At 67.5% G+C, this 24,530-nt stretch carries 23 protein-coding genes; 12 read left to right on the plus strand and 11 right to left on the minus strand.

Annotation, left to right across the window (positions count from 1 at the left end; genetic code table 11):
• Positions 1 to 104 precede the first annotated feature (104 nt).
• Positions 105 to 1,046: a DMT family transporter gene (locus VL15_RS22620; protein WP_048248645.1), complete on the minus strand. Its 942-nt coding sequence runs from the start codon at positions 1,044 to 1,046 to the stop codon at positions 105 to 107.
• A gap of 159 nt (positions 1,047 to 1,205) precedes the next feature.
• Here VL15_RS22620 and dapC point away from each other — a divergent pair, with 159 nt between their 5' ends.
• The 6 genes from dapC to cls all read left to right on the plus strand — a co-directional run bounded on the left by dapC (position 1,206) and on the right by cls (position 7,381).
• A complete protein-coding gene (gene dapC / locus VL15_RS22625; protein ID WP_048248913.1) occupies positions 1,206 to 2,438 on the plus strand; it encodes a succinyldiaminopimelate transaminase in 1,233 nt (410 codons plus the stop codon).
• A gap of 44 nt (positions 2,439 to 2,482) precedes the next feature.
• On the plus strand, positions 2,483 to 3,310 hold the full coding sequence (gene dapD, locus VL15_RS22630; protein WP_034184734.1) for a 2,3,4,5-tetrahydropyridine-2,6-dicarboxylate N-succinyltransferase: 828 nt from the start codon (positions 2,483 to 2,485) through the stop codon (positions 3,308 to 3,310).
• Positions 3,310 to 3,678, plus strand: coding sequence for an ArsC family reductase (locus VL15_RS22635; protein ID WP_048248647.1), 369 nt, complete (start codon positions 3,310 to 3,312; stop codon positions 3,676 to 3,678). Before dapD ends, VL15_RS22635 begins: the two co-directional genes overlap by 1 nt.
• A 90-nt stretch (positions 3,679 to 3,768) precedes the next feature.
• Positions 3,769 to 4,908 (plus strand): succinyl-diaminopimelate desuccinylase, encoded by a 1,140-nt coding sequence (dapE, locus tag VL15_RS22640; protein ID WP_048248648.1) that lies wholly within the window; start codon positions 3,769 to 3,771, stop codon positions 4,906 to 4,908.
• 11 nt (positions 4,909 to 4,919) lie between these two features.
• A complete protein-coding gene (gene prmB / locus VL15_RS22645; protein WP_048248650.1) occupies positions 4,920 to 5,828 on the plus strand; it encodes a 50S ribosomal protein L3 N(5)-glutamine methyltransferase in 909 nt (302 codons plus the stop codon).
• A gap of 113 nt (positions 5,829 to 5,941) precedes the next feature.
• Positions 5,942 to 7,381 carry a cardiolipin synthase gene (gene cls, locus VL15_RS22650; protein ID WP_048248652.1) on the plus strand — a complete coding sequence of 480 codons (1,440 nt, stop codon included), beginning with the start codon at positions 5,942 to 5,944 and terminating at the stop codon, positions 7,379 to 7,381.
• Positions 7,382 to 7,411: 30 nt separating this feature from the next.
• Here the strand turns inward: cls and VL15_RS22655 are convergent, their stop codons facing one another.
• Positions 7,412 to 7,891 (minus strand): glutathione peroxidase, encoded by a 480-nt coding sequence (locus VL15_RS22655; protein WP_047898424.1) that lies wholly within the window; start codon positions 7,889 to 7,891, stop codon positions 7,412 to 7,414.
• A 136-nt stretch (positions 7,892 to 8,027) separates the two neighbouring features.
• On the opposite strand from VL15_RS22655, the gene VL15_RS22660 reads away from it, so the two are divergent.
• Positions 8,028 to 9,959, plus strand: coding sequence for an ATP-binding cassette domain-containing protein (locus VL15_RS22660; RefSeq protein WP_048248654.1), 1,932 nt, complete (start codon positions 8,028 to 8,030; stop codon positions 9,957 to 9,959).
• A 181-nt stretch (positions 9,960 to 10,140) separates the two neighbouring features.
• Here VL15_RS22660 and VL15_RS22665 read toward each other — a convergent pair whose 3' ends face one another.
• The 3 genes from VL15_RS22665 to alr all read right to left on the minus strand — a co-directional run bounded on the left by VL15_RS22665 (position 10,141) and on the right by alr (position 13,011).
• Positions 10,141 to 10,407: a DUF2866 domain-containing protein gene (locus VL15_RS22665; RefSeq protein WP_048248655.1), complete on the minus strand. Its 267-nt coding sequence runs from the start codon at positions 10,405 to 10,407 to the stop codon at positions 10,141 to 10,143.
• A 145-nt stretch (positions 10,408 to 10,552) separates the two neighbouring features.
• On the minus strand, positions 10,553 to 11,929 hold the full coding sequence (gene radA / locus VL15_RS22670; RefSeq protein WP_048248657.1) for a DNA repair protein RadA: 1,377 nt from the start codon (positions 11,927 to 11,929) through the stop codon (positions 10,553 to 10,555).
• 11 nt (positions 11,930 to 11,940) lie between these two features.
• Entirely contained in the window at positions 11,941 to 13,011 is a 1,071-nt protein-coding gene (alr, locus tag VL15_RS22675; protein ID WP_048248659.1) for an alanine racemase, read from the minus strand.
• A 218-nt stretch (positions 13,012 to 13,229) separates the two neighbouring features.
• On the opposite strand from alr, the gene lplT reads away from it, so the two are divergent.
• Both lplT and thiD read left to right on the plus strand, forming a co-directional pair.
• Positions 13,230 to 14,537: a lysophospholipid transporter LplT gene (gene lplT / locus VL15_RS22680; RefSeq protein ID WP_048248660.1), complete on the plus strand. Its 1,308-nt coding sequence runs from the start codon at positions 13,230 to 13,232 to the stop codon at positions 14,535 to 14,537.
• 58 nt (positions 14,538 to 14,595) lie between these two features.
• Entirely contained in the window at positions 14,596 to 15,405 is an 810-nt protein-coding gene (gene thiD, locus VL15_RS22685; protein WP_048248662.1) for a bifunctional hydroxymethylpyrimidine kinase/phosphomethylpyrimidine kinase, read from the plus strand.
• A gap of 18 nt (positions 15,406 to 15,423) precedes the next feature.
• Here the strand turns inward: thiD and VL15_RS22690 are convergent, their stop codons facing one another.
• The 4 genes from VL15_RS22690 to tsaB are packed head-to-tail and all read right to left on the minus strand — an operon-like array spanning position 15,424 to position 18,650.
• Positions 15,424 to 16,389 carry a DUF1853 family protein gene (locus VL15_RS22690; protein WP_048248664.1) on the minus strand — a complete coding sequence of 322 codons (966 nt, stop codon included), beginning with the start codon at positions 16,387 to 16,389 and terminating at the stop codon, positions 15,424 to 15,426.
• A complete protein-coding gene (locus VL15_RS22695) occupies positions 16,386 to 17,399 on the minus strand; it encodes a uracil-DNA glycosylase (RefSeq protein WP_048248666.1) in 1,014 nt (337 codons plus the stop codon). The genes VL15_RS22690 and VL15_RS22695 overlap by 4 nt, the downstream gene beginning before the upstream one ends.
• Positions 17,386 to 17,886, minus strand: coding sequence for a ribosomal protein S18-alanine N-acetyltransferase (gene rimI, locus VL15_RS22700; RefSeq protein ID WP_048248668.1), 501 nt, complete (start codon positions 17,884 to 17,886; stop codon positions 17,386 to 17,388). The genes VL15_RS22695 and rimI overlap by 14 nt, the downstream gene beginning before the upstream one ends.
• Entirely contained in the window at positions 17,883 to 18,650 is a 768-nt protein-coding gene (gene tsaB / locus VL15_RS22705) for a tRNA (adenosine(37)-N6)-threonylcarbamoyltransferase complex dimerization subunit type 1 TsaB (protein WP_048248670.1), read from the minus strand. Before tsaB ends, rimI begins: the two co-directional genes overlap by 4 nt.
• 147 nt (positions 18,651 to 18,797) lie before the next feature.
• Between tsaB and VL15_RS22710 the strand changes: the two genes are divergently transcribed.
• The 3 genes from VL15_RS22710 (at position 18,798) to aceA (ending at position 22,690) form a co-directional block, all read left to right on the plus strand.
• Positions 18,798 to 19,067, plus strand: coding sequence for an acyl-CoA-binding protein (locus VL15_RS22710; protein WP_048248672.1), 270 nt, complete (start codon positions 18,798 to 18,800; stop codon positions 19,065 to 19,067).
• A gap of 360 nt (positions 19,068 to 19,427) precedes the next feature.
• Positions 19,428 to 20,972 (plus strand): DEAD/DEAH box helicase, encoded by a 1,545-nt coding sequence (locus tag VL15_RS22715; protein ID WP_048248673.1) that lies wholly within the window; start codon positions 19,428 to 19,430, stop codon positions 20,970 to 20,972.
• A gap of 410 nt (positions 20,973 to 21,382) precedes the next feature.
• A complete protein-coding gene (gene aceA / locus VL15_RS22720; protein ID WP_048248675.1) occupies positions 21,383 to 22,690 on the plus strand; it encodes an isocitrate lyase in 1,308 nt (435 codons plus the stop codon).
• 211 nt (positions 22,691 to 22,901) lie between these two features.
• Here aceA and VL15_RS22725 read toward each other — a convergent pair whose 3' ends face one another.
• Both VL15_RS22725 and VL15_RS22730 read right to left on the minus strand, forming a co-directional pair.
• Entirely contained in the window at positions 22,902 to 23,336 is a 435-nt protein-coding gene (locus tag VL15_RS22725; RefSeq protein ID WP_048248914.1) for a universal stress protein, read from the minus strand.
• Positions 23,337 to 23,495: 159 nt separating this feature from the next.
• Positions 23,496 to 24,401: a LysR family transcriptional regulator gene (locus VL15_RS22730; RefSeq protein ID WP_048248677.1), complete on the minus strand. Its 906-nt coding sequence runs from the start codon at positions 24,399 to 24,401 to the stop codon at positions 23,496 to 23,498.
• Between the last annotated feature and the right edge of the window lie 129 nt (positions 24,402 to 24,530).

Consider the following 24,530-nt stretch of genomic DNA (forward strand, 5'->3'; position numbering starts at 1 on the left):
GGTACCGCGATGCGCGGGGCCGAACGGCCCATGCGCGCGACGCGACCCGGAATTCAAAAACGGGGCCGCGCGCATACAGCGTTGGGCCCCGCAAACGGCTTCCATCATACCATCGCGCGTGCGCCGTCCCGACCGTCGCCGGGTTTGTCCGGTGCCGGCGCCGAACGATGGACCCGGCTCGACAGTAGCGTCGCCAGCACGATGCACACGCCGCCCGCCCACTCGCGCGCGGTCGGCAGCTCGTTCGCGAACACCCACGCCGACAGCGCGGTGATCACGATCTCGAACAGCATGATGATCGACGCGCGGTTCGCGGGCACGCGCGCCAGACCGTATTGCACGAGCAGGTTGTTGGCCGCCATCGTCACGCCGATCGCGGCGATGATCAGCGCCGCGACGCCGAGCTGGCCGCCCGCCGGTGCGGCCGGCAGCCCCTCGAACAACGACGCGATTGCGCCAAACACGGCGGCGCCGCCGAACAGCGTCGCGGTGCGCATCTCCGCGCGCATGTCGGGCAGCTCGCGGCTCGCCTTGATCACGAGCACGTTGCTCATCGCGAAGCTCAGTCCGGCCGCGAGGCCGGCCCATTCGGCCGGGTTGGCCGGCAGCGGCAAGCCGAGCTTCGGCGACCACAGCATCAGCATCGCGCCGCCGATCGACAGCGCCGCCAGCCCCGCGCCGGCCCAGGTCAGCCGCTCGCGCAGCAGGAAGTGCGCGTAGATCGCGGTCCATGCGGGGGTCAGGTAGAACAGCAGCATCACGCGCAGCACCTCGCCGTGGATCGTGCCCCATACGAAACCGAGGTTCGTCACGCCGGCCGTCACCGCGATGCCCGGCAACACCCAGTGCCAGCGCAGCGTCGCGATCGTGCGGTGCCGCGCGACGACCACGAACAGGAACGCGACGAGGCTCGTCAGCGCGCTTGCCAGCGTGCCCGTCACGCCGAGCGACGCGAGGATCCGCAACGGATACCAGATCAGGCCCCATACCGATGCGCCGACCAGGATGGCCAGCGTCGGCAGGCTGCCGCGTACCGCGTTATTCATTTGGTTCAATACCCTTTATTCCACCGGCCCGGCCGCCGTTCCAACGGGCCGTGACCGCATTCCGTCACGCTATAATGATCCGTTGCGACCCGGGTGCCGTGGGCTCCCGTTCGCAACCGCGCGGCGCGCCCGCCGCTTCTTTCGCTCCAACCGGCCGCGATGGCCGCTTCGCCCGTGAACCCTCGACTCGACTCGCTCCAGCCCTATCCCTTCGAAAAGCTGCGCGCCCTGTTCAAGGACGTGACGCCCTCCGGCGACCTCAAACCGATCAGCTTCGGCATCGGCGAGCCCAAGCACCCGACCCCGGCGCTGATCCGCGACGCCGTGGTGGCCGCGCTCGACGGCCTCGCGTCGTATCCGGCCACGGCCGGCTCGGACGCGCTGCGCACGTCGATCGCGCACTGGCTCGAACGTCGCTACGGGCTGCCGGCGATCGATCCGGCCACGCAGGTGCTGCCCGTGTCGGGTTCGCGCGAGGCACTGTTCTCGCTCGCGCAGACCGTGATCGACGCGGGTCCGTCCGACCGGGGCGAGAAGGCGATCGTACTCTGTCCGAATCCTTTCTATCAAATTTACGAAGGCGCGGCGCTGCTGGCCGGTGCCGAACCCTATTTCGCGAACAGCGACCCGGCGCGCAACTTCGCGTGCGACTACGCGGCCGTGCCCGACGAAGTCTGGGCGCGCACACAGCTGCTGTACGTGTGCTCGCCGGGCAACCCGACGGGCGCCGTGCTGACGCTCGACGACTGGCGCGAGCTGTTCGCGCTGTCCGACCGCCACGGGTTCGTCATCGCGTCCGACGAGTGCTATTCGGAAATCTATTTCGACGAAGCGGCGCCGCCGCTCGGCGGCCTCGAGGCCGCGCACCGCCTCGGCCGCGGCTTCGAGCGGCTCGTGATGCTGTCGAGCCTGTCGAAGCGCTCGAACATGCCGGGCATGCGCTCGGGCTTCGTGGCCGGCGACGCGGCGCTGCTGAAGAAATTCCTGCTGTACCGCACGTACCACGGTGCCGCGCTGTCGCCGGTCTGGCAGCACGCGAGCATCGCCGCGTGGAACGACGAGGCGCACGTGCGCGAGAACCGCGCGCTGTACCTCCAGAAGTTCAATACGGTCACGCCGATGCTCGCCGACGTGATCGACGTGAAGCTGCCCGACGCCGCGTTCTACCTGTGGGCCAACGTGTCGCGCACCGGGCTGTCGGACACCGAGTTCGCCCGCCGCCTGTACGCCGACTATAATGTGACGGTTCTGCCCGGTTCGTACCTGGCGCGCGATGCGCACGGGTCGAATCCAGGCCGCGATTTCATCCGGATCGCGCTCGTCGCGGGCACCCCCGAATGCGTCGAGGGCGCGCAACGCATCGTCGATTTCTGCCGGGCTCTCGCGCGGTAATCGTCCATCCCGATCAATTCCATCCATCTCCTGCGAAAACGAACATGTCGCAACAACTTCAGCAAATCATCGATACCGCCTGGGAAAACCGCGCCGAGCTGTCGCCGAAGGCCGCTCCCGCCGACGTCCGCGAGGCCGTCGCGCACGCGATCGAGCAACTCGACAAGGGTGCGCTGCGCGTCGCCGAGAAAATCGACGGCAACTGGACCGTGCACCAGTGGCTGAAGAAGGCCGTGCTGCTGTCGTTCCGCCTGGAGGACAACGCGCCGATGGCAGCCGGCGGCTACTCGCAGTTCTACGACAAGGTGCCGTCGAAGTTCGCGAACTACACGGCCGAAGACTTCGCCGCGGGCGGCTTCCGCGTCGTCCCGCCGGCCATCGCGCGCCGCGGCTCGTTCATCGCGAAGAACGTCGTGCTGATGCCGTCGTACACCAACATCGGCGCGTACGTCGACGAAGGCACGATGGTCGACACGTGGGCCACGGTCGGTTCGTGCGCGCAGATCGGCAAGAACGTGCACCTGTCGGGCGGCGTCGGCATCGGCGGCGTGCTCGAGCCGCTGCAGGCGAACCCCGTCATCATCGAAGACAATTGCTTCATCGGCGCGCGCTCGGAAGTCGTCGAAGGCGTGATCGTCGAGGAAAACTCGGTGATCTCGATGGGCGTGTACCTCGGCCAGAGCACGAAGATCTACGATCGCGAGACGGGCGAGGTCAGCTACGGCCGCATTCCGGCCGGCTCGGTCGTCGTCGCCGGCAACCTGCCGTCGAAGGACGGCTCGCACAGCCTGTATTGCGCGGTGATCGTCAAGAAGGTCGACGCGAAGACCCGCGCGAAGGTCGGCCTGAACGAGCTGCTGCGAGGCGACTGATGGCGAAGCCGCACACCGTGGTCGTCTACGGCATTCCGAACTGCGACACCGTGAAGAAGGCCCGCGTATGGCTTGACGATCACGGCGTCGAATTCGAGTTTCACGATTTCAAGAAACTCGGCGTCAGCGTGCCGCTGCTGGAAGACTGGCTGAAGGACGTGTCGCTCGACGCGCTCGTGAACAAGCGCGGCACCACGTGGCGCGGCCTGGACGACGCGATGAAGGCAGCCGCCGAAACGAAGTCCGGCGCGGTCGCGCTGATGATCCACAAGCCGTCGGTCATCAAGCGCCCCGTGCTCGTCGTCAACGGCCGGGTGAAATCGCTCGGCTTCGTGGCCGATCAATACGCGGCGCTGTTTGCCGCATAGGGCCGCTCGCGCTGCGCCTGCCGGCGCAGCCCGACGTCTTGTCGCTGCCGGCCACCGCGCCGGCATTTTTTATCGAAAGTGGTCCGAACCATGTCCGCCACCCTAGCCCTTACCGAACAGCTGATCGCCCGTGCGTCCGTGACGCCCGACGACCAGCATTGCCAGCAGATCATGACCGAGCGCCTCGTCGCGCTCGGCTTCGAATGCGAGACCATCGCGTCGCACGGCGTGACCAACCTGTGGGCCGTCAAGCGCGGCGCCGACGGCCGCGACGGCAAGCTGCTCGCGTTCGCGGGCCACACCGACGTCGTGCCGACCGGCCCGCTCGAACAGTGGACCTCGCCGCCGTTCATCCCCGCCCATCGCGACGGCAAGCTGTACGGCCGCGGCGCGGCCGACATGAAGACCTCGCTCGCAGCGTTCGTCGTTGCATCCGAGGAATTCGTCGCGGCCCATCCCGGCCACCGCGGCACGCTCGCGTTCCTGATTACCAGCGACGAGGAAGGCCCGGCCACCGACGGCACCGTGAAGGTCGTCGAACTGCTGCAGGCGCGCGGTGAACGCCTCGACTACTGCATCGTCGGCGAGCCGACGTCGACCGCCGAGCTCGGCGACGTCGTCAAGAACGGCCGCCGCGGGTCGATGTCGGGCGAACTGATCGTCAAGGGCGTGCAGGGTCACATCGCGTACCCGCATCTCGCGAAGAACCCGATCCACCTGCTCGCGCCGGCGCTCGCCGAGCTCGCCGTCGAGCAGTGGGACGAAGGCAACGAATACTTCCCGCCGACCACCTGGCAGGTGTCGAATCTGCACGCGGGCACCGGCGCGACCAACGTGATCCCCGGCCACATCGACCTGCTGTTCAATTTCCGTTTTTCGACCGCCAGCACGGTCGAGGGCCTGCAGGCACGCGTGCACGCGATCCTCGACAAGCATGGCCTCGAATACACGCTGAAGTGGTCGGTGAGCGGCCTGCCGTTCCTCACGCCGCGCGGCGAACTGTCGAATGCACTGGAAAACGCGATCCGTACCGAGACCGGCATCACGACCGAGCTGTCGACGACGGGCGGCACGTCGGATGGACGTTTCATCGCGCGCATCTGCCCGCAGGTGATCGAATTCGGCCCGCCGAACGGCAGCATCCACAAGATCGACGAGCACATCGAAGTGCGTTTCGTCGACCCGCTGAAGAACGTGTACCGCCGCGTGCTCGAACAACTGATCGCCTGATGGAGCCTCGCATGACGACACCTTTTGCAACTGTTCGCGACCTGCTGCGCTACGCGGTCACGCGCTTCTCGAAGGCGAAGCTCGCGTTCGGCCACGGCTCCGACAATGCGTACGACGAAGCCGCCTACCTCGTGCTGCGTACGCTCGACCTGCCGCTCGACACGCTCGAGCCGTTCCTCGACGCACGGCTGCTGCCCGACGAAATCGCGGCCGTGCTCGCGGTGATCGAACGGCGCGCGACCGACCGCGTGCCGGCCGCGTACCTCACGCATGAAGCGTGGATGCATGGCCACCGCTTCTACGTCGACGAGCGCGTGATCGTGCCGCGTTCGTTCATCGGCGAACTGCTCGACGACGGGCTGCAGCCGTACGTCGCCGATCCCGAGCAGGTCGGCGCGGTGCTCGAACTGTGCACGGGCTCAGGCTGCCTCGCGATCCTCGCGGCAAGCGCGTTCCCGAACGCCGAGATCGACGCGGTCGACCTGTCGGACAAGGCACTCGAAGTCGCCGAGATCAACGTACGCGACTACGGCCTCGAAGACCGCATCGCGCTGCACCGCGGCGACCTCTACGCGCCGCTGCCCGCGTTCCGTGCCGACCCCGGCGCACGCTATGACGTGATCCTGACGAACCCGCCGTACGTGAATGCGTCGTCGATGGCCGGACTGCCGCCCGAATACCGGCACGAGCCGGAAATGGCGCTCGCAGGCGGTGACGACGGGATGGACATCGTGCGGCGCATCGTCGCCGAAGCGCACCGCTGGCTGCACGACGACGGCGTGCTCGTCGTCGAGATCGGCAACGAGCGCGAGCACGTCGAAGCCGCGTTCGGCGGCCTCGAACTCACGTGGCTGCCCACCAGCGCGGGCGACGACGCCGTGTTCCTGATCCAGGCGTCGGACCTGCCGCGCAAGTCCTGAGCCTCCCCGGCTCCTCAACCGTGCGGCACGGCGTACCGCTGCGCCGTACGGTTGGGTAAGATGCGCGTAAGCGGCCACCGCGCCGCACGACTTCAGGAGTCCGTCACGCGCCCATGACCCTCGACTGGCTACATCTCGGTACCCTGCTCCTGACGATCCACGTGCTCGGGATCGTCGCGGCGTGCCATGCGATCATGAACACGCGCACGTCGCAAGGCGCGATCGCGTGGGCCGTCTCGCTCGCCGCGATGCCGTACCTGACGCTTGTTCCGTACCTGTTCCTCGGCCGCAGCAAGTTCTCCGGCTATGTCGACGCACGGCGCCACGAGCTGGAAATGGTGCGCATGCACACACCGCGCTCGCCCTGGCTCGACACCGACGCGACCGACGGGCCGGCCGCCGACGCGCTCGGCCAGGCCGCCGTGCTCGCGCTCACGCGGCTCGGCGGCATGCCGTTCCTCGGCGGTAATTCGGTGCGCACGCTCGTGAACGGCGACGCGACGTTCTCGGCGATCCTGTCGGCGATCGACGCCGCACGTGATTACGTGGTCGTCCAGTTCTTCATCGTGCGCGACGATGCGCTCGGCCAGACGCTGCGCGACTCGCTGCTGGCGCGTGCGGCGGCCGGCGTGCGCTGTTGCCTGCTGTACGACAGCATCGGCAGCTTCGACCTGCCGCACAGCTACGTCGACGCCTTGCGCCGGGGCGGCGTCGAGGTTCATCCGTTCGCGACCAATCGCAAGTTCGTCAACCGCTTCCAGCTCAATTTCCGCAACCATCGCAAGATCGTCGTCGTCGACGGCAATCGCGCGTTCGTCGGCGGCCACAACGTCGGCGTCGAATATCTCGGCGCGAAGCCACGCCTGTCGCCGTGGCGCGATACGCACATCGAGATACGCGGCCCCGTGGTCGCGAGCATCCAGTACGTGTTCGCCGAAGACTGGCACTGGGCGACGCAGAAGCTGCCGCCGCTCGCGCTGCCGCCGCCCGCGCAGCCCGGCGACGACATGCATTGCCTCGTGGTGCCGATGGGGCCGGCCGACAAGCAGGAAACCGGTTCGCTGTTCTTCGTCGAGGCGATCAATGCCGCGCGCGAGCGGATCTGGATCACCTCGCCGTACCTCGTCCCCGACGAAGCCGTGATCTCCGCGCTGAAGCTCGCCGTGATGCGCGGCGTCGACGTGCGCATCCTGATCCCGAGCCGGCGCGATCACTACGTGGTGTTCGAGGCATCGAAGCTGTACGCGCGCGATCTGGTCGACGCGGGCGTCAAGGTGTTTCGCTACCGGCCCGGCTTCCTGCACCAGAAGGTCGTGCTGATCGACCGCATCGCGGCGGCGATCGGCAGCGCGAATCTCGACAACCGCTCGTTCCGCCTCAATTTCGAGATCATGGTGCTGACCGTCGACCGCGCATTCGCGGACGCGGTCGAGACGATGCTCGATGCCGACTTCGCGCAGGCGTACGAGGTCGACGCGAACGAATACCGCCATTCGCCCGCATGGCGGCGAATCGCGATGCACGTCGCGCGGCTGTTCGCGCCGATCCTGTAGCCGCCCGGACGACGGCGCCGCCCCCCGCCATCACAGCAGCTTGTCGATATCCGCGGCGATTTCGTCGGGCTTGGTCGACGGCGCGTAGCGCTTGACGATGCGCCCTTCGCGGTCGATCAGGAATTTCGTGAAATTCCACTTGATCGCCTTGAGGCCGAGAATGCCGGGCGCCTCGTCGGTCAGATAGCGGTACAGCGGATGCGCATGATCGCCCTTCACGTCGATCTTAGCGAACATCGGGAACGTGACGCCGTAATTGCGCTCGCAGAACGCGCCGATCTGCGCGGCGTCGCCGGGCTCCTGCTTGCCGAACTGGTTGCACGGGAAGCCGAGCACGAAGAAGCCGCGCGCCGCGTACTGGTCGTACAGCTTCTGCAGGCCCGCGTACTGCGGCGTGAAACCGCACTCGCTCGCCGTGTTGACGATCAGCAGCACCTTGCCGCGATACGCATCGAGCGATACCGGCGCACCGGCAAGCGTCTCTGCGTTGAACGAATACAGGGTGGACATCGGGCACTCCTTTTACGAAACCGGATCGACGTGGAGTCTAGGCCAAAATGCACCATTGCGGCATCCGCCGAGCGGCCGATGTCCGGCGCGAGCGGTGCGCAGTCTAGAATAGCGGTTTTGGCCAGCCATTTCCGCCGTGATCCGTTTCAATCAGTTCAGCCTTGCGCGCGGCACCAAGCCGCTGTTCGAGTCGACCTCGTTCGTGCTCAACCCCGGCGAGAAAGCCGGCCTGATCGGCGCGAACGGCGCCGGCAAGTCGACGCTGTTCTCCGTCCTGCGCGGCGAGCTCCACTCGGACGCCGGCGATTTCTCGATGCCGCCGTCGTGGCGCATCGCCCATGTGTCGCAGGAAACGCCCGCCGTCGACCGCTCCGCGCTCGACTACACGCTCGACGGCGACGCCGCACTGCGCGAGATCGAGGCGCGCATCGCCGCCGCCTCGGCAGCGCATGACGGCGCCGCGGAAGCCCACGCGCACGCCGCTTTCGCGGACGCCGACGGCTACACCGCGCCCGCCCGCGCCGAAGCGCTGTTGCTCGGCCTCGGCTTCACGCTCGCCCAGACACGCGAATCCGTCGCCAGCTTCTCCGGCGGCTGGCGCATGCGCCTGAACCTCGCGCAGGCGCTGATGTGCCGCTCCGACCTGCTGCTGCTCGACGAACCGACGAACCACCTCGACCTCGACGCGATCGTCTGGCTCGAAGACTGGCTGCACCGCTACCCCGGCACGCTCGTCGTGATCTCGCACGACCGCGAATTCCTCGATTCGATCTGCAACGTCACGCTGCATCTGGAAAACCGCCAGGTGAAGCGCTACGGCGGCAACTACTCGCAATTCGAAGTGCTGCGCGCGCAGCAACTGGCGCTGCAGCAAAACGCATACGAAAAGCAGCAGAAGACGATCGAGCACCTGCAGAGCTTCGTCGACCGCTTCAAGGCCAAGGCGACCAAGGCCAAGCAGGCGCAAAGCCGGATGAAGGCGCTCGAGAAGATGGAGCTGATCGCGCCCGCGCACATCGCGTCGCCGTTCACGTTCGAATTCCGCACGCCCGACGCCGCGCCGAACCCGATGATGGTGATGGAAGACGTCCGCTGCGGCTACCATGCCGACGACGGCGCGGAAATCCCGATCGTCGAGCGCGTGGCGCTGTCGATCCAGAACGGGCAGCGCATCGGCCTGCTCGGCGCGAACGGCCAAGGCAAGTCGACGCTGATCAAGACGCTGGCCGGCACGCTCGCGCCGCTGTCGGGCCAGGTCCGCGACGGCAAGGGGCTGACGATCGGCTATTTCGCGCAGCACCAGCTCGAAACGCTGCGCGAAGACGATTCGCCGCTCGTGCATCTGGCGCGGCTCGCGCCCGACACGCGCGAGCAGGAGCTGCGCGACTTCCTCGGCGGCTTCAATTTCTCGGGCGACATGGCGACGAGTGCCGTCGGCCCGTTCTCGGGCGGCGAGAAAGCGCGCCTCGCGCTTGCGCTGATCATCTGGCAGAAGCCGAACCTGCTGCTGCTCGACGAACCGACGAACCACCTCGACCTCGAAACACGCCACGCGCTGACGATGGCGCTCGCGCAGTTCGAAGGCACGCTGATCCTCGTATCGCACGACCGCCATCTGCTGCGCGCGACGACCGACCAGTTCATGCTCGTCGCGAAGCACCGGCTGCAGCCGTTCGACGGCGACCTCGACGACTACCGCGACTGGCTGCTGCAGCACGCGGCGGAGCAGCGCGCGGCCGCGAAGGCCGACAGCGCGGCTGCGCCGGGCGCGGGTGCCGCGGCCAACCGCAAGGACCAGAAGCGTCAGGCCGCCGAGGAACGGCAACGCCTGTCGGTGTTGAAAAAACCGCTGCAGACGCGCATCACGAGGCTCGAAAAGGAAATGGAGACGCTGCACGCGGAGAAGGCGCGCCTCGACGCGTTCGTCGCCGATCCGGCGAGCTACGACGCCGCACGCAAGACGGAACTGACCGACGCGATCCGCAAGCTCGGCGACGTCAACACCCGGCTCGAAACGATCGAGGCCGACTGGCTCGCCGCGCACGAAGAACTCGAGCAGATCGGCTGAACGCGGCCGCGGCGCAGCCGGCCGACACGCCAACCCCGGGCACGCCGGCGGCCGCGGTTTCGACAGCTCATCAAGCCAACGGGCCCGCGCCGGGCCCGGATACGACAAGGCCGGGCACGCTGGCCCGGCCTGTCTGTTGCCGTTGTTCTTCGGTGCGTCGGCCGGTCGCCGTGTTGCCGGCTCAACGCCGCGGCAGCGTGTCGCGCGGCATCTGCTCGTCGTCGCCCATCAGGTGCCGGCGCCCTTCGGTCGGCCGCCGGATCGCCGCAGCGACCTCCTCTTCCGTCACGTCCTCGGACACCACCTTGCGCGCCAGGCGCCCTTCTTCGTCGATCCATTCGACGATCCGGCATCCGCCGCCCCAGGGCTGGCGAATCGGCTCCGACACGCGGCAGCCGCGCAGGTTGTAAAGACGTCCGCTTGGCACTTCCACGTACGATTTCAACATAGGTACCCTTCGTATTCGCGGTTCGACAATCCGGCAAAGGATAGGGAAAAGCGATGTCCGGCGGGTTACAGAAGCCTACATATTCTTTACAGCGAATTACGTGACAGATCGCCGGCAGGCCCAGCCCGCGCGGCTGCCGGGTCGATCACTCGAGATCGCGCACGCGGTCGATCGCCTGCTCGATCCGCTCGACGGCCATCACGTTCAGCCCTTCGATCGGCTGTTTCGGTGCATTCGCCTTCGGGATCAGCGCGGACGTGAAGCCGAGCTTCGCCGCCTCGCGCAGCCGTTCCTGCCCGCGCGGGGACGGCCGGATTTCGCCCGCCAGTCCCACCTCGCCGAACACGAACAACCCCTTCGGCAGCGCCTTGTTGCGCATCGACGAATGGATCGCGAGCAGCACCGCGATGTCGGCGGCCGGCTCGGTGATCTTCACGCCGCCGACTGCGTTGAGGAAGACGTCCTGGTCGAAGCACGCGATGCCCGCGTGCCGGTGCAGCACCGCGAGCAGCATCGCGAGCCGGTTCTGCTCGAGGCCGACCGCAAGCCGGCGCGGATTCGGCACATGCGCCGTATCGACGAGCGCCTGGATTTCGACGAGCAGCGGACGCGTGCCTTCCTGCGTGACGAGCACGCACGAGCCGGGCACGACCTGCTCGTGCTGCGACAGGAACAGCGCGGACGGATTCGCGACGCCGCGCAGCCCGCGCTCGGTCATCGCGAACACGCCGAGTTCGTTGACCGCGCCGAAGCGGTTCTTGAACGCCCGCACGAGCCGGAACGACGAATGCGTGTCGCCCTCGAAATACAGCACCGTGTCGACGATGTGCTCGAGCACGCGCGGGCCGGCGAGGTTGCCCTCCTTGGTCACGTGCCCGACCATGATGATCGCGGTGCCCGACTGTTTCGCGATACGCGTGAGCTGCGCCGCGCATTCGCGCACCTGCGCGACCGAGCCCGGCGCCGACGTGAGCGCCTCCGAATAGACGGTCTGGATCGAGTCGATCACGGCCACGTCCGGCCGTTCCGCGTCGATCGCGGCCTGGATCTTTTCGAGCTGGATCTCGGCGAGCAACTGCAACTCGGCCGCCGGCGTGCCGCCGTCGAGCAGCGCAAGCCGTTGCGCGCGCAACGCGATCTGCGCGGCCGATTCCTCGCCGCTGATATAGAGCGCGCGCCGTTCGCTGGCGATGTCCGCGAGCGACTGCAGCAGCAGCGTCGACTTGCCGATGCCCGGGTCGCCGCCGATCAACACGACGCCGCCGGGCACCAGCCCGCCGCCGAGCACGCGGTCGAATTCGCCGATGCCCGTCGAGAAGCGCGGCACGTCGGCCGCCTCGATGTCGACGAGCCGCTGAACGGGCGCCCGCTTCGCGAGCGACTGGAAACGGTGGGCCGACGGCGTCTCGGGGACCGATTCGACGAGCGTGTTCCAGGCCTGGCACGACGGACACTGCCCCTGCCACTTCGGGGACTGCCCGCCGCACTCGCTGCAGACATAGACGGTTTTCTGTTTGGCCACGCGTGACGCCCTTATTCCGCGCGCACGGGCACGCGGCCGGCGACCGCACACATCAGCTCGTAGCCGATCGTGCCGCAATGGCGGGCGACGTCGTCGATCGGCAGTGCGTTGCCCCACAGCTCGACGCGCGCACCGACGCCCGCCTGCGGGCACGGGGTCAGGTCGACGGTAATCATGTCCATCGACACGCGGCCGACGATCCGCGTGCGGATGCCGTCGACGATCACGGGCGTGCCTTCGGGCGCGACGCGCGGATAACCGTCCGCGTAGCCGCATGCGACGACGCCGACCCGCATCTGCGCTTGCGCGGAGAACGTCGATCCATAGCCGATCGCCTGGCCCTTTGCGATCGTTTGCACCGCGATCAACTCGGACGCGAGCGTCATCGCGGGCTTCAGCCCGGTGTCGGCGATATCGGACGACAGCCCGGACGGCGACGCGCCATACAGCACGATCCCCGGCCGCACCCAGTCGAAGTGCGTATCCGGATGCCACAGCACCGCGGCCGAGTTCGCGAGACTGCGCGCCCCAGCGATGCTTTCCGCACCGCGCTCGAACGTTGCGAGTTGCTCGGCGACGCCGCGCTCGTTATCGGCGTCCGAAAAATGGGTCATCAACGTGATCTGGCCGATGCCGGGGCACGCGCGGGCGCGCTCCCATGCAGCGCGGTATTTTTCCGGCACGTAGCCGAGCCGGTTCATCCCGCTGTTCATCTTGAGCTGCACGTTGACGGGCTTCGACAGCCGCGCCGTTTCCAGCATCCGCATCTGCTCGTCGTTATGGACCGTCGTCGTCAGGCTGTAGCGGTCGATCACGTCGATGTCGGTCGAGCGGAAGAATCCTTCGAGCAACAGGATCGGGCCGGCCCAGCCAAGCTCGCGCAGTTTCACGGCCTCGTCGAGGTCGAGCAGGCCGAAGCCGTCGGTGCCGCGCAAGCCCGGAAACGCGCGGGCGAGACCGTGGCCGTACGCGTTGGCCTTGACGACCGCCCAGACCTTGGACGGGGCGGCAAAGCGGCGGACGACGGAGAGATTGTTCGCGAGAGCGGCGGTGTGGATGGTGGCGGAGATCGGGCGCGGCATGGGAAATTTACGTAAAGACGCTTGCGAATCATCAGCTTACCGCGCCTTTTGAGCACCGAAGCCGACAATTTGCGGAACGATCGGGGAATCTTGCTAGTCCGAATTCACGTATTTTCATGTTATAAAGCCGTGCGCACAACCCATTTCGAACGGAATAAGCCGATCGCATATCAGGCGGCCTACGCGGCCCTGCCGCAGCGACGAAAGCATCGCATCAGATGAAAAAAGGTTTTTACACCATCATGGCCGCGCAGTTTTTCTCGTCGCTGGCCGACAATGCGCTCCTCATCGCCGCCATCGCCCTGCTGAAAGACCTCCACGCTCCCAACTGGATGACACCGCTGCTGAAGCTGTTCTTCGTGTTGTCGTATGTGGTGTTGGCGGCGTATGTCGGTGCTTTCGCGGATTCGCGCCCGAAGGGGCGCGTGATGTTCATCACCAACTCGATCAAGGTGGTCGGCTGCATGATCATGCTGTTCGGCGCCCACCCGCTGATCGCATACGGGATCGTCGGATTCGGCGCGGCGGCCTACTCGCCCGCGAAATACGGCATCCTCACCGAGCTGCTGCCGGCCGACCGGCTGGTCGCCGCGAACGGCTGGATCGAAGGCACGACCGTCAGCTCGATCATCCTCGGCACCGTGCTCGGCGGCGCGCTGATCAGCCCGCACATCGCGTCGCACGTGATCGCGCACACCCCCGACTGGATCAGCACACCGGCCGAAGCGGCGATGGCGATCATCATGGCGATCTACGTAATCGCCGCACTGTTCAACCTGCGCATTCCCGATACGGGCGCCCGCTACCCGAAGCAGGAGCGCGGCCCGGTCAAGCTCCTCACGGATTTCGCCGACTGCTTCATGGTGCTGTGGCGCGACAAGCTCGGCCAGATCTCGCTGGCGGTCACCACGCTGTTCTGGGGTGCCGGCGCGACGCTGCAGTTCATCGTGCTGAAATGGGCCGAGGTGTCGCTCGGCATGTCGCTGTCGGAAGGCGCGATCCTGCAGGCCGTGGTCGCGGTCGGCGTCGCGGCCGGCGCGATCGCCGCCGCAGCCCGGATCCCGCTGAAGAAGTCGCTGTCCGTGCTGCCCGTCGGCATCATCATGGGCATCGCGGTGATGCTGATGGCGTTCTACACGCGCGACCTGTTCCCGTCGCACTGGGCCGTGCACTTCGGCCACATGCGCATGCCCGTGTACCTGATCGTCGCGTACCTGTTCCTGATCGGCGTCGGTGCGTTGTCCGGCTACTTCGTCGTTCCGATGAACGCGCTGCTGCAGCATCGCGGCCACGTGCTGCTGTCGGCCGGCCACTCGATCGCGGTACAGAACTTCAACGAGAACCTGTCGGTGCTCGTGATGCTGTGCCTGTACGCGGTGCTCGTGTGGCTCGACGTGCCGGTCGGCGTCGTGATCGTGCTGTTCGGCACGTTCGTCTGCCTGACGATGTGGCTCGTGATGCGCCGCCACCAGGCGAACCAGCGTCAGTTCGACTCGGTCGCGCTGATCGGCGAATCGCGGCACTGACGCTACACTTCCCGTTTCCGTCCGTCGGCGCCGGTCTTCGAACCGGCGCGTTGCCCTCATGACGCACCCGATACCCAACATCCTGACGATCGCCGGCTCCGATTCGGGCGGCGGCGCAGGCATCCAGGCCGACCTGAAGACGTTTTCCGCGCTCGGCGCGTATGGCGCCAGCGTGATCACCGCGCTGACCGCGCAGAACACGCGCGGCGTGACCGGCGTGCATGCGCCGGACGCCGCGTTCGTGACCGCGCAGCTCGACGCGGTGTTCGACGACATCCGCATCGATGCGGTCAAGATCGGGATGCTCGCGAACGCGGCGATCGTGCACGCGGTGGCCGACGCGCTGCGGCGTTACGCGCCGCGCTTCGTCGTGCTCGACACGGTGATGATCTCGAAGAGTTCGCACGCGTTGCTCGCGCCCGACGCGGTCGACGCGTTGCGCGACGCGCTGCTGCCGCTGGCGACCGTCGTCACGCCGAACCTGCCCGAAGCGGCCGCGCTGCTCGGCGACACGCCCGCGACCACGGAAGACGACATGGTCCGCCAGGGCCGGGCGTTGCTGCAGACAGGCGCGCGCGCCGTGCTGATGAAAGGCGGCCACCTGCCCGACGCGGCCGCGAGCCCCGACTGGCTCATCGATGCGACGCACACCGTGCGGCTCGACGGCCCGCGTGTGCCGGTCAGCAATACGCACGGCACGGGCTGCACGCTGTCGTCAGCGATTGCCGCGCTGCTACCGCAGCAGCCCGACCTCGAAAGCGCGGTGCGCGAAGCGAAGGCCTACCTGACCGGCGCGATCGCCGCGAGCGGCCACCTCGACGTCGGTCACGGCGTCGGTCCCGTCCATCACTTCCATCGCTGGTGGTAAGCGCCGGCTGACGCGGCGTCAGCCGTCCTGCGCGGCGAACGCCTGCGCGTGCGCCGGCCAGTCGTCGGGCACGACGAAGCCGCGCGCCGTCTCGCGCCACGTGCCATCGCCGCCCTTTTCGTGGACGCCGATCAGCGCGGGCGCCTGACGCGCCGTCAACACCGGCGGCAGCTCGAGTGCGGCGGCCAGCGGCTCGGGTTCGAAGCCGGCGTCGGCGGCAACACGCCGCGGCGCGAGCCACGCAAGCCGCGGCAACACGCTCCATGCGACACCGGCACGCTGCGCGGCCGCCCACGTCGGCCACTGCGCGTGCGTCAGCCAGAAACCGCGCGGGTGATCCGGCGCGATTTCCGCGGACACCGGCGGCAACGGCACGCCGTGCGGATAGAACAGCCAGCCCTTGATGAACATCTGCGCATCGGACGGCGCACCGTAGCCGAGCAGCGCAAAGCCGTCGCGATCGCCGAGCCGCAGCTGGTGGTCGAGCAGCCGGCTGCGCTTGCGGTCGAGTCGGTCGACGAGGTTGGGCCCGACGAAGTCGGCGAGCGACGCGCCGTCGCGCACCGGTGCGCACAGATAGCACTTCACCGCGAGCTCCCAGTGCAGGCGCTGCCCGTCCGGCGCATCGACGAGGAAATCGACTTCGCCGAGCGTCCGGCCGTGGCTGCGCAGCGGGAGATTGGCCGCGACGAGCCGCAGCGACGGTCCGTGCGTGAGGAAATACTCGAGCAGGCATTCCGCATAGCGGCCGAGCCGTACGGGTCGCAGCCCATCGAGCGCGCGGCGCAGCGGCTCAGGCTGAGCATCGAGCGCAGCGAGCCACGCTTCGACGGCCGACCATCCGGCCGCATCCGGCCACGGATGCGCGAGCGGTGCGCCGGGTGCCGCGGTGAGCAGGCTCGGGCTCGCGAGCAGCCAGCCCAGATCGCGCACCGCGGCGTCACGCAGCGTATCGACGAATGCGAACGCCGCGCCGGCCGTCATTGACCGGCCGGCCCGTTCGCGTCGGCACCGACCGCACGCTGGAACGTGTCGCGCGCGAGGCACAGGTCGGCCCATGCCTTCGACTTGTCCTGCAGGCTGCGCAACAGGTACGCCGGGTGGTAGGTGACGATCACCGGCACGCCTTCGTACGCATGCACGCGGCCGCGCAGCGACGCGATGCTCGCGTCCGTCTTCAGCAACGTCTGCGCGGCAAAGCGGCCGAGCGCGACGATCAGCTTCGGCTTCACGAGCGCGACCTGGCGCTGCAGATAAGGCTCGCAGCTTGCGACCTCGTCCGGCTCCGGATTGCGGTTGCCGGGCGGCCGGCACTTGATCACGTTCGCGATATACACGTTGTCGCCGCGCTGGAGCGACAGAGACTGCAGCATGTTGTCGAGCAGCTTGCCGGCCTGGCCGACGAACGGCTCGCCCTGCTTGTCCTCGTTTTCGCCGGGCGCTTCGCCGATCAGCATCCAGTCCGCTTCGCGGTCGCCGACGCCGAACACGGTGTTGGTCCGCTTCTCGCACAACCTGCACTGCGTACAGCCGGCCACGCGCGCGGCCAGCGCATCCCAGTCGAGCACGGCAACCGGCGTTTCGGCGCGGCGCGGTTCGGCAGCCGGCACGGGATCGCCCGGCGGCGCCGCGTCAAACCACGCGAAATCGTCATCGCCGGCAGGCGGCGTGTCGTCCATCGGCGGCATCGCATCGGCCGACGCGGCCGGCACGGGTGCGCGATCGTCCTCGGCCACACGGCGCGCCGGCGTGCCGGGTTCGCTCGACGTCGATGCATCGACGGAACGCACGATGGACGGCGGCGCACCGTCTTGCGAAGGCGTACGCGCCGCGCGCGCCGGCCGATCGGCGGCAACCACGGAAGCGTCGTCCGCCGCATCGGTTTGCGCCGCGGCGGGCGCTTCGACTGCCGCGCCTTCGTCCGCGCGCTGCCCGCGCCGCACCCAGATCTGCGCGAGGCCCATTTCCTCGAGTGCCGCTTCAGCCCACGCCATGCGCGTCCCCCTCATCCTTGTTCAACGTCAGACGCATCACGATCGCGTCCTCCCGGCTGCGATGCTTCGCCGGATAGTAGTTCTTGCGCCGGCCGATCGTCACGAAGCCGAAACGCTCGTACAGATGGATCGCGCGCGTATTGGACGGCCGCACCTCGAGCAGCACGCCGTCGAGCCGCTCCGCGTGCGAAATGCGCACGGCCTCGCGCAGCAGCGCAAGCCCCGCGCCCGCGTGCTGCACGGCCGGCGCGACGCACAGATTCAGCAGGTGCATCTCGTCCACCACCGGCATCAGCACGCAGTAGCCGACGAGCGAGCCGGTCACGTGGCGCAGGCACACGCCCAGATAGCCGTTGCGCAACGAATCCTCGAAGTTGCCACGGCTCCACGGGAATTCGTACGCGACCTGTTCGATCGCGACGACCTCGTCGAGATCGGCGTCCGTCATCGGCGCCAGATAGCGGTCGCTCAGCAGTACACCCGTCATCCCTTCGCTCCGCCCGTCTGCGCGGCGCGTGCCGCGACACGCTCGGCGGTCGTCTGCGCGACCTTGTCGCGCACGTATTCAGGCGCCGCCTGATCGGCCGGCACCACACGCCCGTCGCGGAACGCGCGCAGCGCGGCATGCGCGACCGCCAGCGCATGCGGCAGCGCGTCGCCGTCGATCACGGCCGCGCGCGCCGCGGCCGGCAGTTGCGTGCCGAACGCGGCAGCCGCGTTGCCCGCGAGCGTGAACGGCACATCGGGCACGCCGACGGCACCCGGCGCGTCGAGCGAGGCCGGATGCAGCGTGCGCCAGTCGCCGACGCTGTCATCCCATTCGAAATCCGCCCAGTAGGCTTCGTCCATCCGCGCGTCCAGCGCGGCAAGCACGCGGGTCGTGCCGGGCGCGCGCAGCCGCGCGTGCTCCGCGCACGCGAGCAGCGTGCCGATCGGCACGACCGGCAGCCCGCCGCCGAACGCGAGGCCCTGGGTAATGCCCGTCGCGGTGCGCAGGCCCGTGAACGAGCCAGGGCCCGCGCCGAATGCGATTGCGTCGCAATCGGCGAGCGTCAGCCCCGATTCGGCGAAAAGCGCCTGGATCGCCGGCAGCACGCGCGTGCTCGACACGGCGCCCGTCTGCTCGTGGCGGACCCAGGTTTGCGGGGGGGAAATGGCGTCATCGGCTTGAGCCGAGCGCAGCAGCGCGACCGAGCAGTATTCGGTCGACGTATCGATGGCGAGGAGCACTGTTTGCGTCATGGCCGACATTGTAATGCGACGCCCCGCTCCCACGGGCGATCGGGCCCGATCTGCGCGTGCGCGCCGCGTCGGCGGCGGTTTGGAAGGATCGCTCGACCCCGCGCGGCGGTCCGCTTGTTAAGATCGCCCGACCTGAAACCCTTACGGAGACACCCGATGAGCGAACTCACCACCCAATTCGACCAGGCCCAGATCGACGTCAAGCAACTGACGGAACGACCGGGCAACCTGACTCTGCTGCGCCTGTACGCGCTGTTCAAGCAGGCGACCGACGGCGATGCCCATGGCGACAAGCCGGGCTTCACCGACATCGTCGGCAAGTACAAGTACGACGCCTGGGACGCGCTGAAAGGCACGTCGCAGGAAGCGGCGAAGCAACAATATATTGAGCTCGTCGAATCGCTGAAGAACGGCACCACCTCCTGACCGAATCGCCCCCGCCGCAATAGGCAATCAAATCAGTGGCGCAGCGCAGCAAATTTCTTTATAATGCGGCCTGCGTCACCTTCCGCGCTCGGCTCGCAAGCCGTTCCGGCCAGACGCCTCGTAGCGTTAAGCTCCAATCCGGTTTAGAACCTGTCCCCTCCTGCTTCGACCCTCGCGGTCGTCACTTATCAGGCTGGCGGCCCCGCTCCTGAAGCGCGCCGCACCCAAAACAGCTTCTAATGCCTCATCCGCCGACTGTTCGGCGGATTGCACCCGTTTCCCGATTTGCTCGCTGAATCCGACGACTTGGGTATGCGCGATTGGCGCCGACGTTTCACCCACTGTGTTTCAAGGATTGTTATGACTTCGAGCATCAACTCCAGCCCGCTCAACGCGATCGCCGACCAGGCGCTCGGTCTCGACGACGCCGCCGTACCGGCCGCGGTCGAACCGGCGTCGGACGAGCCGAGCTTCGCGTCGCTCGGGTTGTCGCCGGAGATCGTCTCCGCGCTGGAGGCCGCCGGCTATGTGAAGCCGACGCCGGTCCAGCAGCGCGCGATTCCGGCCGGCATCGCCGGCCGCGACCTGCTGGTGTCGAGCCCGACCGGTTCGGGCAAGACGGCTGCATTCATGCTGCCCGCGATCGAGCGTTTCGCGCAGCTCCAGAAAACGCTGGCGCAGCAACCGCGCGCGCCGCGTGAACCGAATCAGGGTGACCGCCGCGTGCGCCGCCCGCAACCCGTCGCGCGCCCGAGCCTGCTCGTGCTGACGCCGACCCGTGAACTCGCGATGCAGGTCACCACGGCCGCATCGAACTACGGCAAGCACCTGAAGCGCCTGCGCACGGTCAGCATCCTCGGCGGCGTCGCCTATGGCCAGCAGCTGATGCTGCTCGCGAAGAACCCCGAAATCCTGGTCGCCACGCCGGGTCGCCTGCTCGATCACCTCGAGCGCGGCCGTATCGACCTGTCCGAACTGAAGATGCTGGTGCTCGACGAAGCCGACCGCATGCTCGACATGGGCTTCATCGACGATATCGAAACGATCGTCGCCGCCACGCCCGCGTCGCGCCAGACGATGCTGTTCTCGGCCACGCTCGACGGCAAGATCGGTTCGCTGACGAGCCGCCTGCTGAAGGACCCGGAGCGCATCGAGATCCAGCAACGCCTCGAATCGCGCGCGAACATCGCGCAGACCGTGCACTACGTCGACGACCGCGATCACAAGGATCGCCTGCTCGATCACCTGCTGCGCGACGACGCGCTCGACCAGGCAATCATCTTCACGGCGACCAAGATCGACGCCGACCAGCTCGCCGGCCGTCTCGCCGACGCTGGTTTCGAGTCGGCCGCACTGCACGGCGACCTGCCGCAGGGCGCGCGTAACCGCACGATCCGTGCGCTGCGCGAGCGCCGCGTGCGCGTGCTGGTCGCAACCGACGTCGCGGCACGCGGCATCGACATCCCGGGCATCACGCACGTGTTCAACTACGACCTGCCGAAGTTCGCGGAAGACTACGTGCACCGTATCGGCCGTACGGGCCGCGCAGGCCGTTCGGGCACCGCGGTGAGCCTCGTGCACCACGCCGAGCAAGGCGCGCTCAAGCGCATCGAGCGCTTCGTGCGTTCGCCGCTGCCGGTCAACGTGATCGAAGGTTTCGAGCCGCGCAAGGCACCTCCGCGTAACGGCGGCACCGGTGGCCGCGGCCGTCCGGGCGGCGGTAACGGCGGCGGTCGACGTTTCGGCGGCAAGCCGGGCGGCGGCAATGGCGGTAGCGGCCGCAGCTACGGCGGCGGCAATGGTGGCGGCTGGAGCGGCAAGCCGGGTGGCGGCAGCCGTGACGGCGGCCCGCGTCGCGACGGCCAGCGCAGCGGCGGCCCGCGTCGCAGCAACTCTGCGTCGTAAGCACGCACGGGCGGCCCCTGGCCGCCCCACGGATGGCCACCCCACGGATGGCCGTCCCACCAATCCAGCCGACCGGCGCTCCTGCGCCGGTTTTTTTTCGCCCCTTCGCGTATTTCACGATGCGGAAAATTTTTTTGCGTCGTAAAAAATCATGTTGCGTGGCACAACATGAGTGATTGCGGGATGGGAAAATGCGTTTCTTATCCCGAAATTACAAATACAAGTAATTGAATTAAAACAATAAAAATTTTGCACACTTCCTGAGAAAGCCCCTGTCTCGCTCCTTTCGATTTGCCTAGACTCTTATACAAGACTTCACGAACCGGAATGCACCGCTCCGAGCTTCGCGAACAGCATCACCACCGTCAGATTCGACCCATTAGGCAACACACAGCATCAAGGAGCTCATCATGTCGCGTCAGCAACAGGCACAGGAACTGCAAACGCAATGGGAAACCGATCCGCGCTGGAAGGGCATCAAGCGCGGCTACACGGCTGAAGACGTGGTCCGCCTGCGCGGCTCGATCCCGATCGAGCACACGCTCGCCAAGCGCGGCGCGGAAAAGCTGTGGAGCCTCATCAACGACGAGCCGTTCGTCAATGCACTCGGCGCGCTGACCGGCAACCAGGCGATGCAGCAGGTGAAGGCCGGCCTGAAGGCCATCTACCTGTCCGGCTGGCAAGTGGCCGGCGACGCGAACGTCGCGGGCGAAATGTACCCGGACCAGTCGCTGTACCCGGCCAACTCGGTGCCGCTCGTCGTGAAGCGCATCAACAACACGCTGACGCGCGCCGACCAGATCCAGTGGTCGGAAGGCAAGAATCCGGGCGACGAGGGTTATGTCGACTTCTTCGCGCCGATCGTGGCCGACGCGGAAGCCGGTTTCGGCGGCGTGCTGAACGCGTTCGAACTGATGAAGGCGATGATCGAGGCAGGCGCATCGGGCGTCCACTTCGAAGACCAGCTCGCTTCGGTGAAGAAGTGCGGCCACATGGGCGGCAAGGTGCTCGTGCCGACGCGCGAAGCGGTCGCGAAGCTGTCGGCTGCACGTCTCGCGGCCGACGTGATGGGCACGCCGACCGTGCTGGTTGCCCGTACCGACGCCGAAGCGGCCGACCTGATCACGTCCGACGTCGACGACAACGACAAGCCGTTCCTGACGGGCGAGCGCACGGTGGAAGGTTTCTTCCGCACGAAGCCAGGCCTCGAGCAGGCGATCTCGCGCGGTCTCGCGTACGCGCCGCATGCCGACCTGGTCTGGTGCGAAACGGGCAAGCCGGATCTCGAATACGCGAAGAAGTTCGCGGAAGCGATCCACAAGCAGTTCCCGGGCAAGATGCTGTCGTACAACTGCTCGCCGTCGTTCAACTGGAAGAAGAACCTCGACGACGCGACGATCGCGAAGTTCCAGAAGGAACTCGGCGCGATGGGCTACAAGTTCCAGTTCATCACGCTGGCCGGCTTCCATGCGCTGAACTACTCGATGTTCAACCTCGCGCACGGTTATGCCCGCACGCAGATGAGCGCGTTCGTCGAACTGCAGCAGGCCGAGTTCGCGGCAGCCGACAAGGGCTTCACGGCCGTCAAGCACCAGCGCGAAGTCGGCACGGGCTACTTCGACGCGGTGACGCAGACGGTCGAGCGCGAAGCATCGACGACCGCGCTGCACGGCTCGACCGAAGACGAACAGTTCTTCGACGGCAAGAAGGTCGCGTAACACCCGCCACGCGTCGCATCGATGCCCACCCCGTCTCGCGACGGCGCGGCATCGGCAACAGGACAACAATCAGGGAGGAGACGGCAGGCGCGCGATTCCAATCGCGCGACCGGCCGCGCGGCCCGCGGGCCGCCAGCAACGACGCGCGCCGGCTCTGTCCGGCGCGCCCTTTTTCCATGGCGCGACACGCGCGGCCACGGCCGGCACCGCCCTACCGATAGACGATCACCGGAATTTTCGTATGGGTCAGCACGCGCTGCGTCTCGCTGCCGATCAGCAGGCTGCCGAGCCCGCGGCGTCCGTGGGACGCCATGAAGATCACGTCGCAGCCACCGCGTTCGGCCGCCTCGATGATGCCGAGATACGGCGACGGATGCACGCTCGTCCATGTGTCGCAGGCGACGCCGGCCGCCTTCGCGGCCGCTTCGACCTCGTCGAGGTGTGCGCGCGCCTCGCGCTCGCTGCGCGCCCGGAAATCGGCGGGCGGCTCGATGATCACTTCGGAAAACGGCGAGTACGGATACTGCGGCAGGCACGCGTAGGCCGTCACGCGAGCGCTGACCGCGCGCGCCAGGTCGATCGCGCCGTCGATCGCCTTCTGCGACAGGTCGGAACCGTCGGTTGGAACGAGGATGTGCCGGAACATCGCGCCCTCCTTCGTCAGTCGCACGCCGCGCGCCGCGATCCCATCCGAGCCGGCCGCAACGCATCTGGCATGCCTGTAACGATTGTAGTGTGCGAAACCGCGCATCCGGCACCCGAGGCGGGTTCGCCCTCATATCGGAAACGCGCGGGCACGCGCGGCCTACTCGCCCCAATAACCGGGCCGTTCGTACGTGTGCTTCAGGTAGTCGAGAAACAGGCGCACGCGCAGCGGCAGGTGCCGGCGCTGCGGAAACACCGCGTGGATGCCGATCGGCGGCGCGGCGTACGCGTCGAGCACGCTGACGAGCCGGCCGGCCGCGATGTCGTCGCCGACTTCCCACCACGAACGCCACGCCAGGCCGTGGCCGGCGAGGCACCACTCGTGCAGCACCGCGCCGTCCGAGCATTCCATCGTGCCGTTCACGCGGATCGACACGACCTTGTCGTCCTCCTGGAACGCCCAGCCGCGTTGCTGGTTCGCGTTCGCCGCGAGCGCAAGGCAGTTGTGCCGCGCCAGTTCCGCGAGCGTGGCCGGCGTGCCGCGCCGCGCCAGATATGCGGGAGACGCGACGCACACGCGGCGGTTCTCGCCGAGCTTCAGCGACACGAGCGACGAGTCGGGCAGCTCGCCGAGCCGCACCGCGCAATCGAACCCTTCGTTGACGAGGTCGACCATGCGGTCGGACAGGTCGAGCGTGACCGACACGTCCGGATGCCCGACGCTGAATTCCGGCACGAGCGGCGCGACGTGCCGCCGGCCGAAGCCGGCCGGCGCGGAAATGCGCAGGTGGCCGCTCGCCTTGACGCCGCCGGCGGACACGCTCGCCTCGGCGTTCTGCATGTCGTTGATGATCCGTTGGCAATCCTCGAGGAACGCCGAACCCTCGAACGTCAGCGTGAGCTTGCGCGTCGTGCGCACCAGCAGCTTGACGCCAAGCCGCTCCTCGAGCGCGTCGAGGCGGCGGCCGATGATCGCCGGCGCGACGCCTTCCGCGTGCGCGGCCGCCGACAGGCTGCCTTTCGCCGCGACCGCGGCGAACGTTTCTATCTGTTTGAACCGGTCCATGACTCGCAAGGACGGCGCTGCCGCCCTTCAAATGGCTTAAGCGCTCAAGATTAGGTATATGAAAGTAAAAGATCAAGTGATGATTTGCGTCTTTTTTAGCACCTACGATCACGAATAGAATCGGTCCGA

It is taken from the genome of Burkholderia cepacia (assembly GCF_001039005.1).
Lineage (GTDB): Bacteria > Pseudomonadota > Gammaproteobacteria > Burkholderiales > Burkholderiaceae > Burkholderia > Burkholderia theae.

Bases quoted from the DNA above. Each gene is read 5' to 3' on its own strand.
- VL15_RS22665 (WP_048248655.1), bottom strand. From the start codon at position 10,407: ATGTTGAAATCGTACGTGGAAGTGCCAAGCGGACGTCTTTACAACCTG.
- alr (WP_048248659.1), bottom strand. From the start codon at position 13,011: ATGCCGCGCCCGATCTCCGCCACCATCCACACCGCCGCTCTCGCGAAC.
- aceA (WP_048248675.1), top strand. From the start codon at position 21,383: ATGTCGCGTCAGCAACAGGCACAGGAACTGCAAACGCAATGGGAAACC.
- VL15_RS22725 (WP_048248914.1), bottom strand. From the start codon at position 23,336: ATGTTCCGGCACATCCTCGTTCCAACCGACGGTTCCGACCTGTCGCAG.
- VL15_RS22695 (WP_048248666.1), bottom strand. From the start codon at position 17,399: ATGGCGTGGGCTGAAGCGGCACTCGAGGAAATGGGCCTCGCGCAGATC.
- lplT (WP_048248660.1), top strand. From the start codon at position 13,230: ATGAAAAAAGGTTTTTACACCATCATGGCCGCGCAGTTTTTCTCGTCG.
- VL15_RS22710 (WP_048248672.1), top strand. From the start codon at position 18,798: ATGAGCGAACTCACCACCCAATTCGACCAGGCCCAGATCGACGTCAAG.
- VL15_RS22690 (WP_048248664.1), bottom strand. From the start codon at position 16,389: ATGACGGCCGGCGCGGCGTTCGCATTCGTCGATACGCTGCGTGACGCC.
- cls (WP_048248652.1), top strand. From the start codon at position 5,942: ATGACCCTCGACTGGCTACATCTCGGTACCCTGCTCCTGACGATCCAC.
- VL15_RS22715 (WP_048248673.1), top strand. From the start codon at position 19,428: ATGACTTCGAGCATCAACTCCAGCCCGCTCAACGCGATCGCCGACCAG.
- thiD (WP_048248662.1), top strand. From the start codon at position 14,596: ATGACGCACCCGATACCCAACATCCTGACGATCGCCGGCTCCGATTCG.
- VL15_RS22620 (WP_048248645.1), bottom strand. From the start codon at position 1,046: ATGAATAACGCGGTACGCGGCAGCCTGCCGACGCTGGCCATCCTGGTC.
- tsaB (WP_048248670.1), bottom strand. From the start codon at position 18,650: ATGTCGGCCATGACGCAAACAGTGCTCCTCGCCATCGATACGTCGACC.
- rimI (WP_048248668.1), bottom strand. From the start codon at position 17,886: ATGACGGGTGTACTGCTGAGCGACCGCTATCTGGCGCCGATGACGGAC.
- dapE (WP_048248648.1), top strand. From the start codon at position 3,769: ATGTCCGCCACCCTAGCCCTTACCGAACAGCTGATCGCCCGTGCGTCC.
- VL15_RS22730 (WP_048248677.1), bottom strand. From the start codon at position 24,401: ATGGACCGGTTCAAACAGATAGAAACGTTCGCCGCGGTCGCGGCGAAA.
- dapD (WP_034184734.1), top strand. From the start codon at position 2,483: ATGTCGCAACAACTTCAGCAAATCATCGATACCGCCTGGGAAAACCGC.
- VL15_RS22655 (WP_047898424.1), bottom strand. From the start codon at position 7,891: ATGTCCACCCTGTATTCGTTCAACGCAGAGACGCTTGCCGGTGCGCCG.
- prmB (WP_048248650.1), top strand. From the start codon at position 4,920: ATGACGACACCTTTTGCAACTGTTCGCGACCTGCTGCGCTACGCGGTC.
- VL15_RS22635 (WP_048248647.1), top strand. From the start codon at position 3,310: ATGGCGAAGCCGCACACCGTGGTCGTCTACGGCATTCCGAACTGCGAC.
- dapC (WP_048248913.1), top strand. From the start codon at position 1,206: ATGGCCGCTTCGCCCGTGAACCCTCGACTCGACTCGCTCCAGCCCTAT.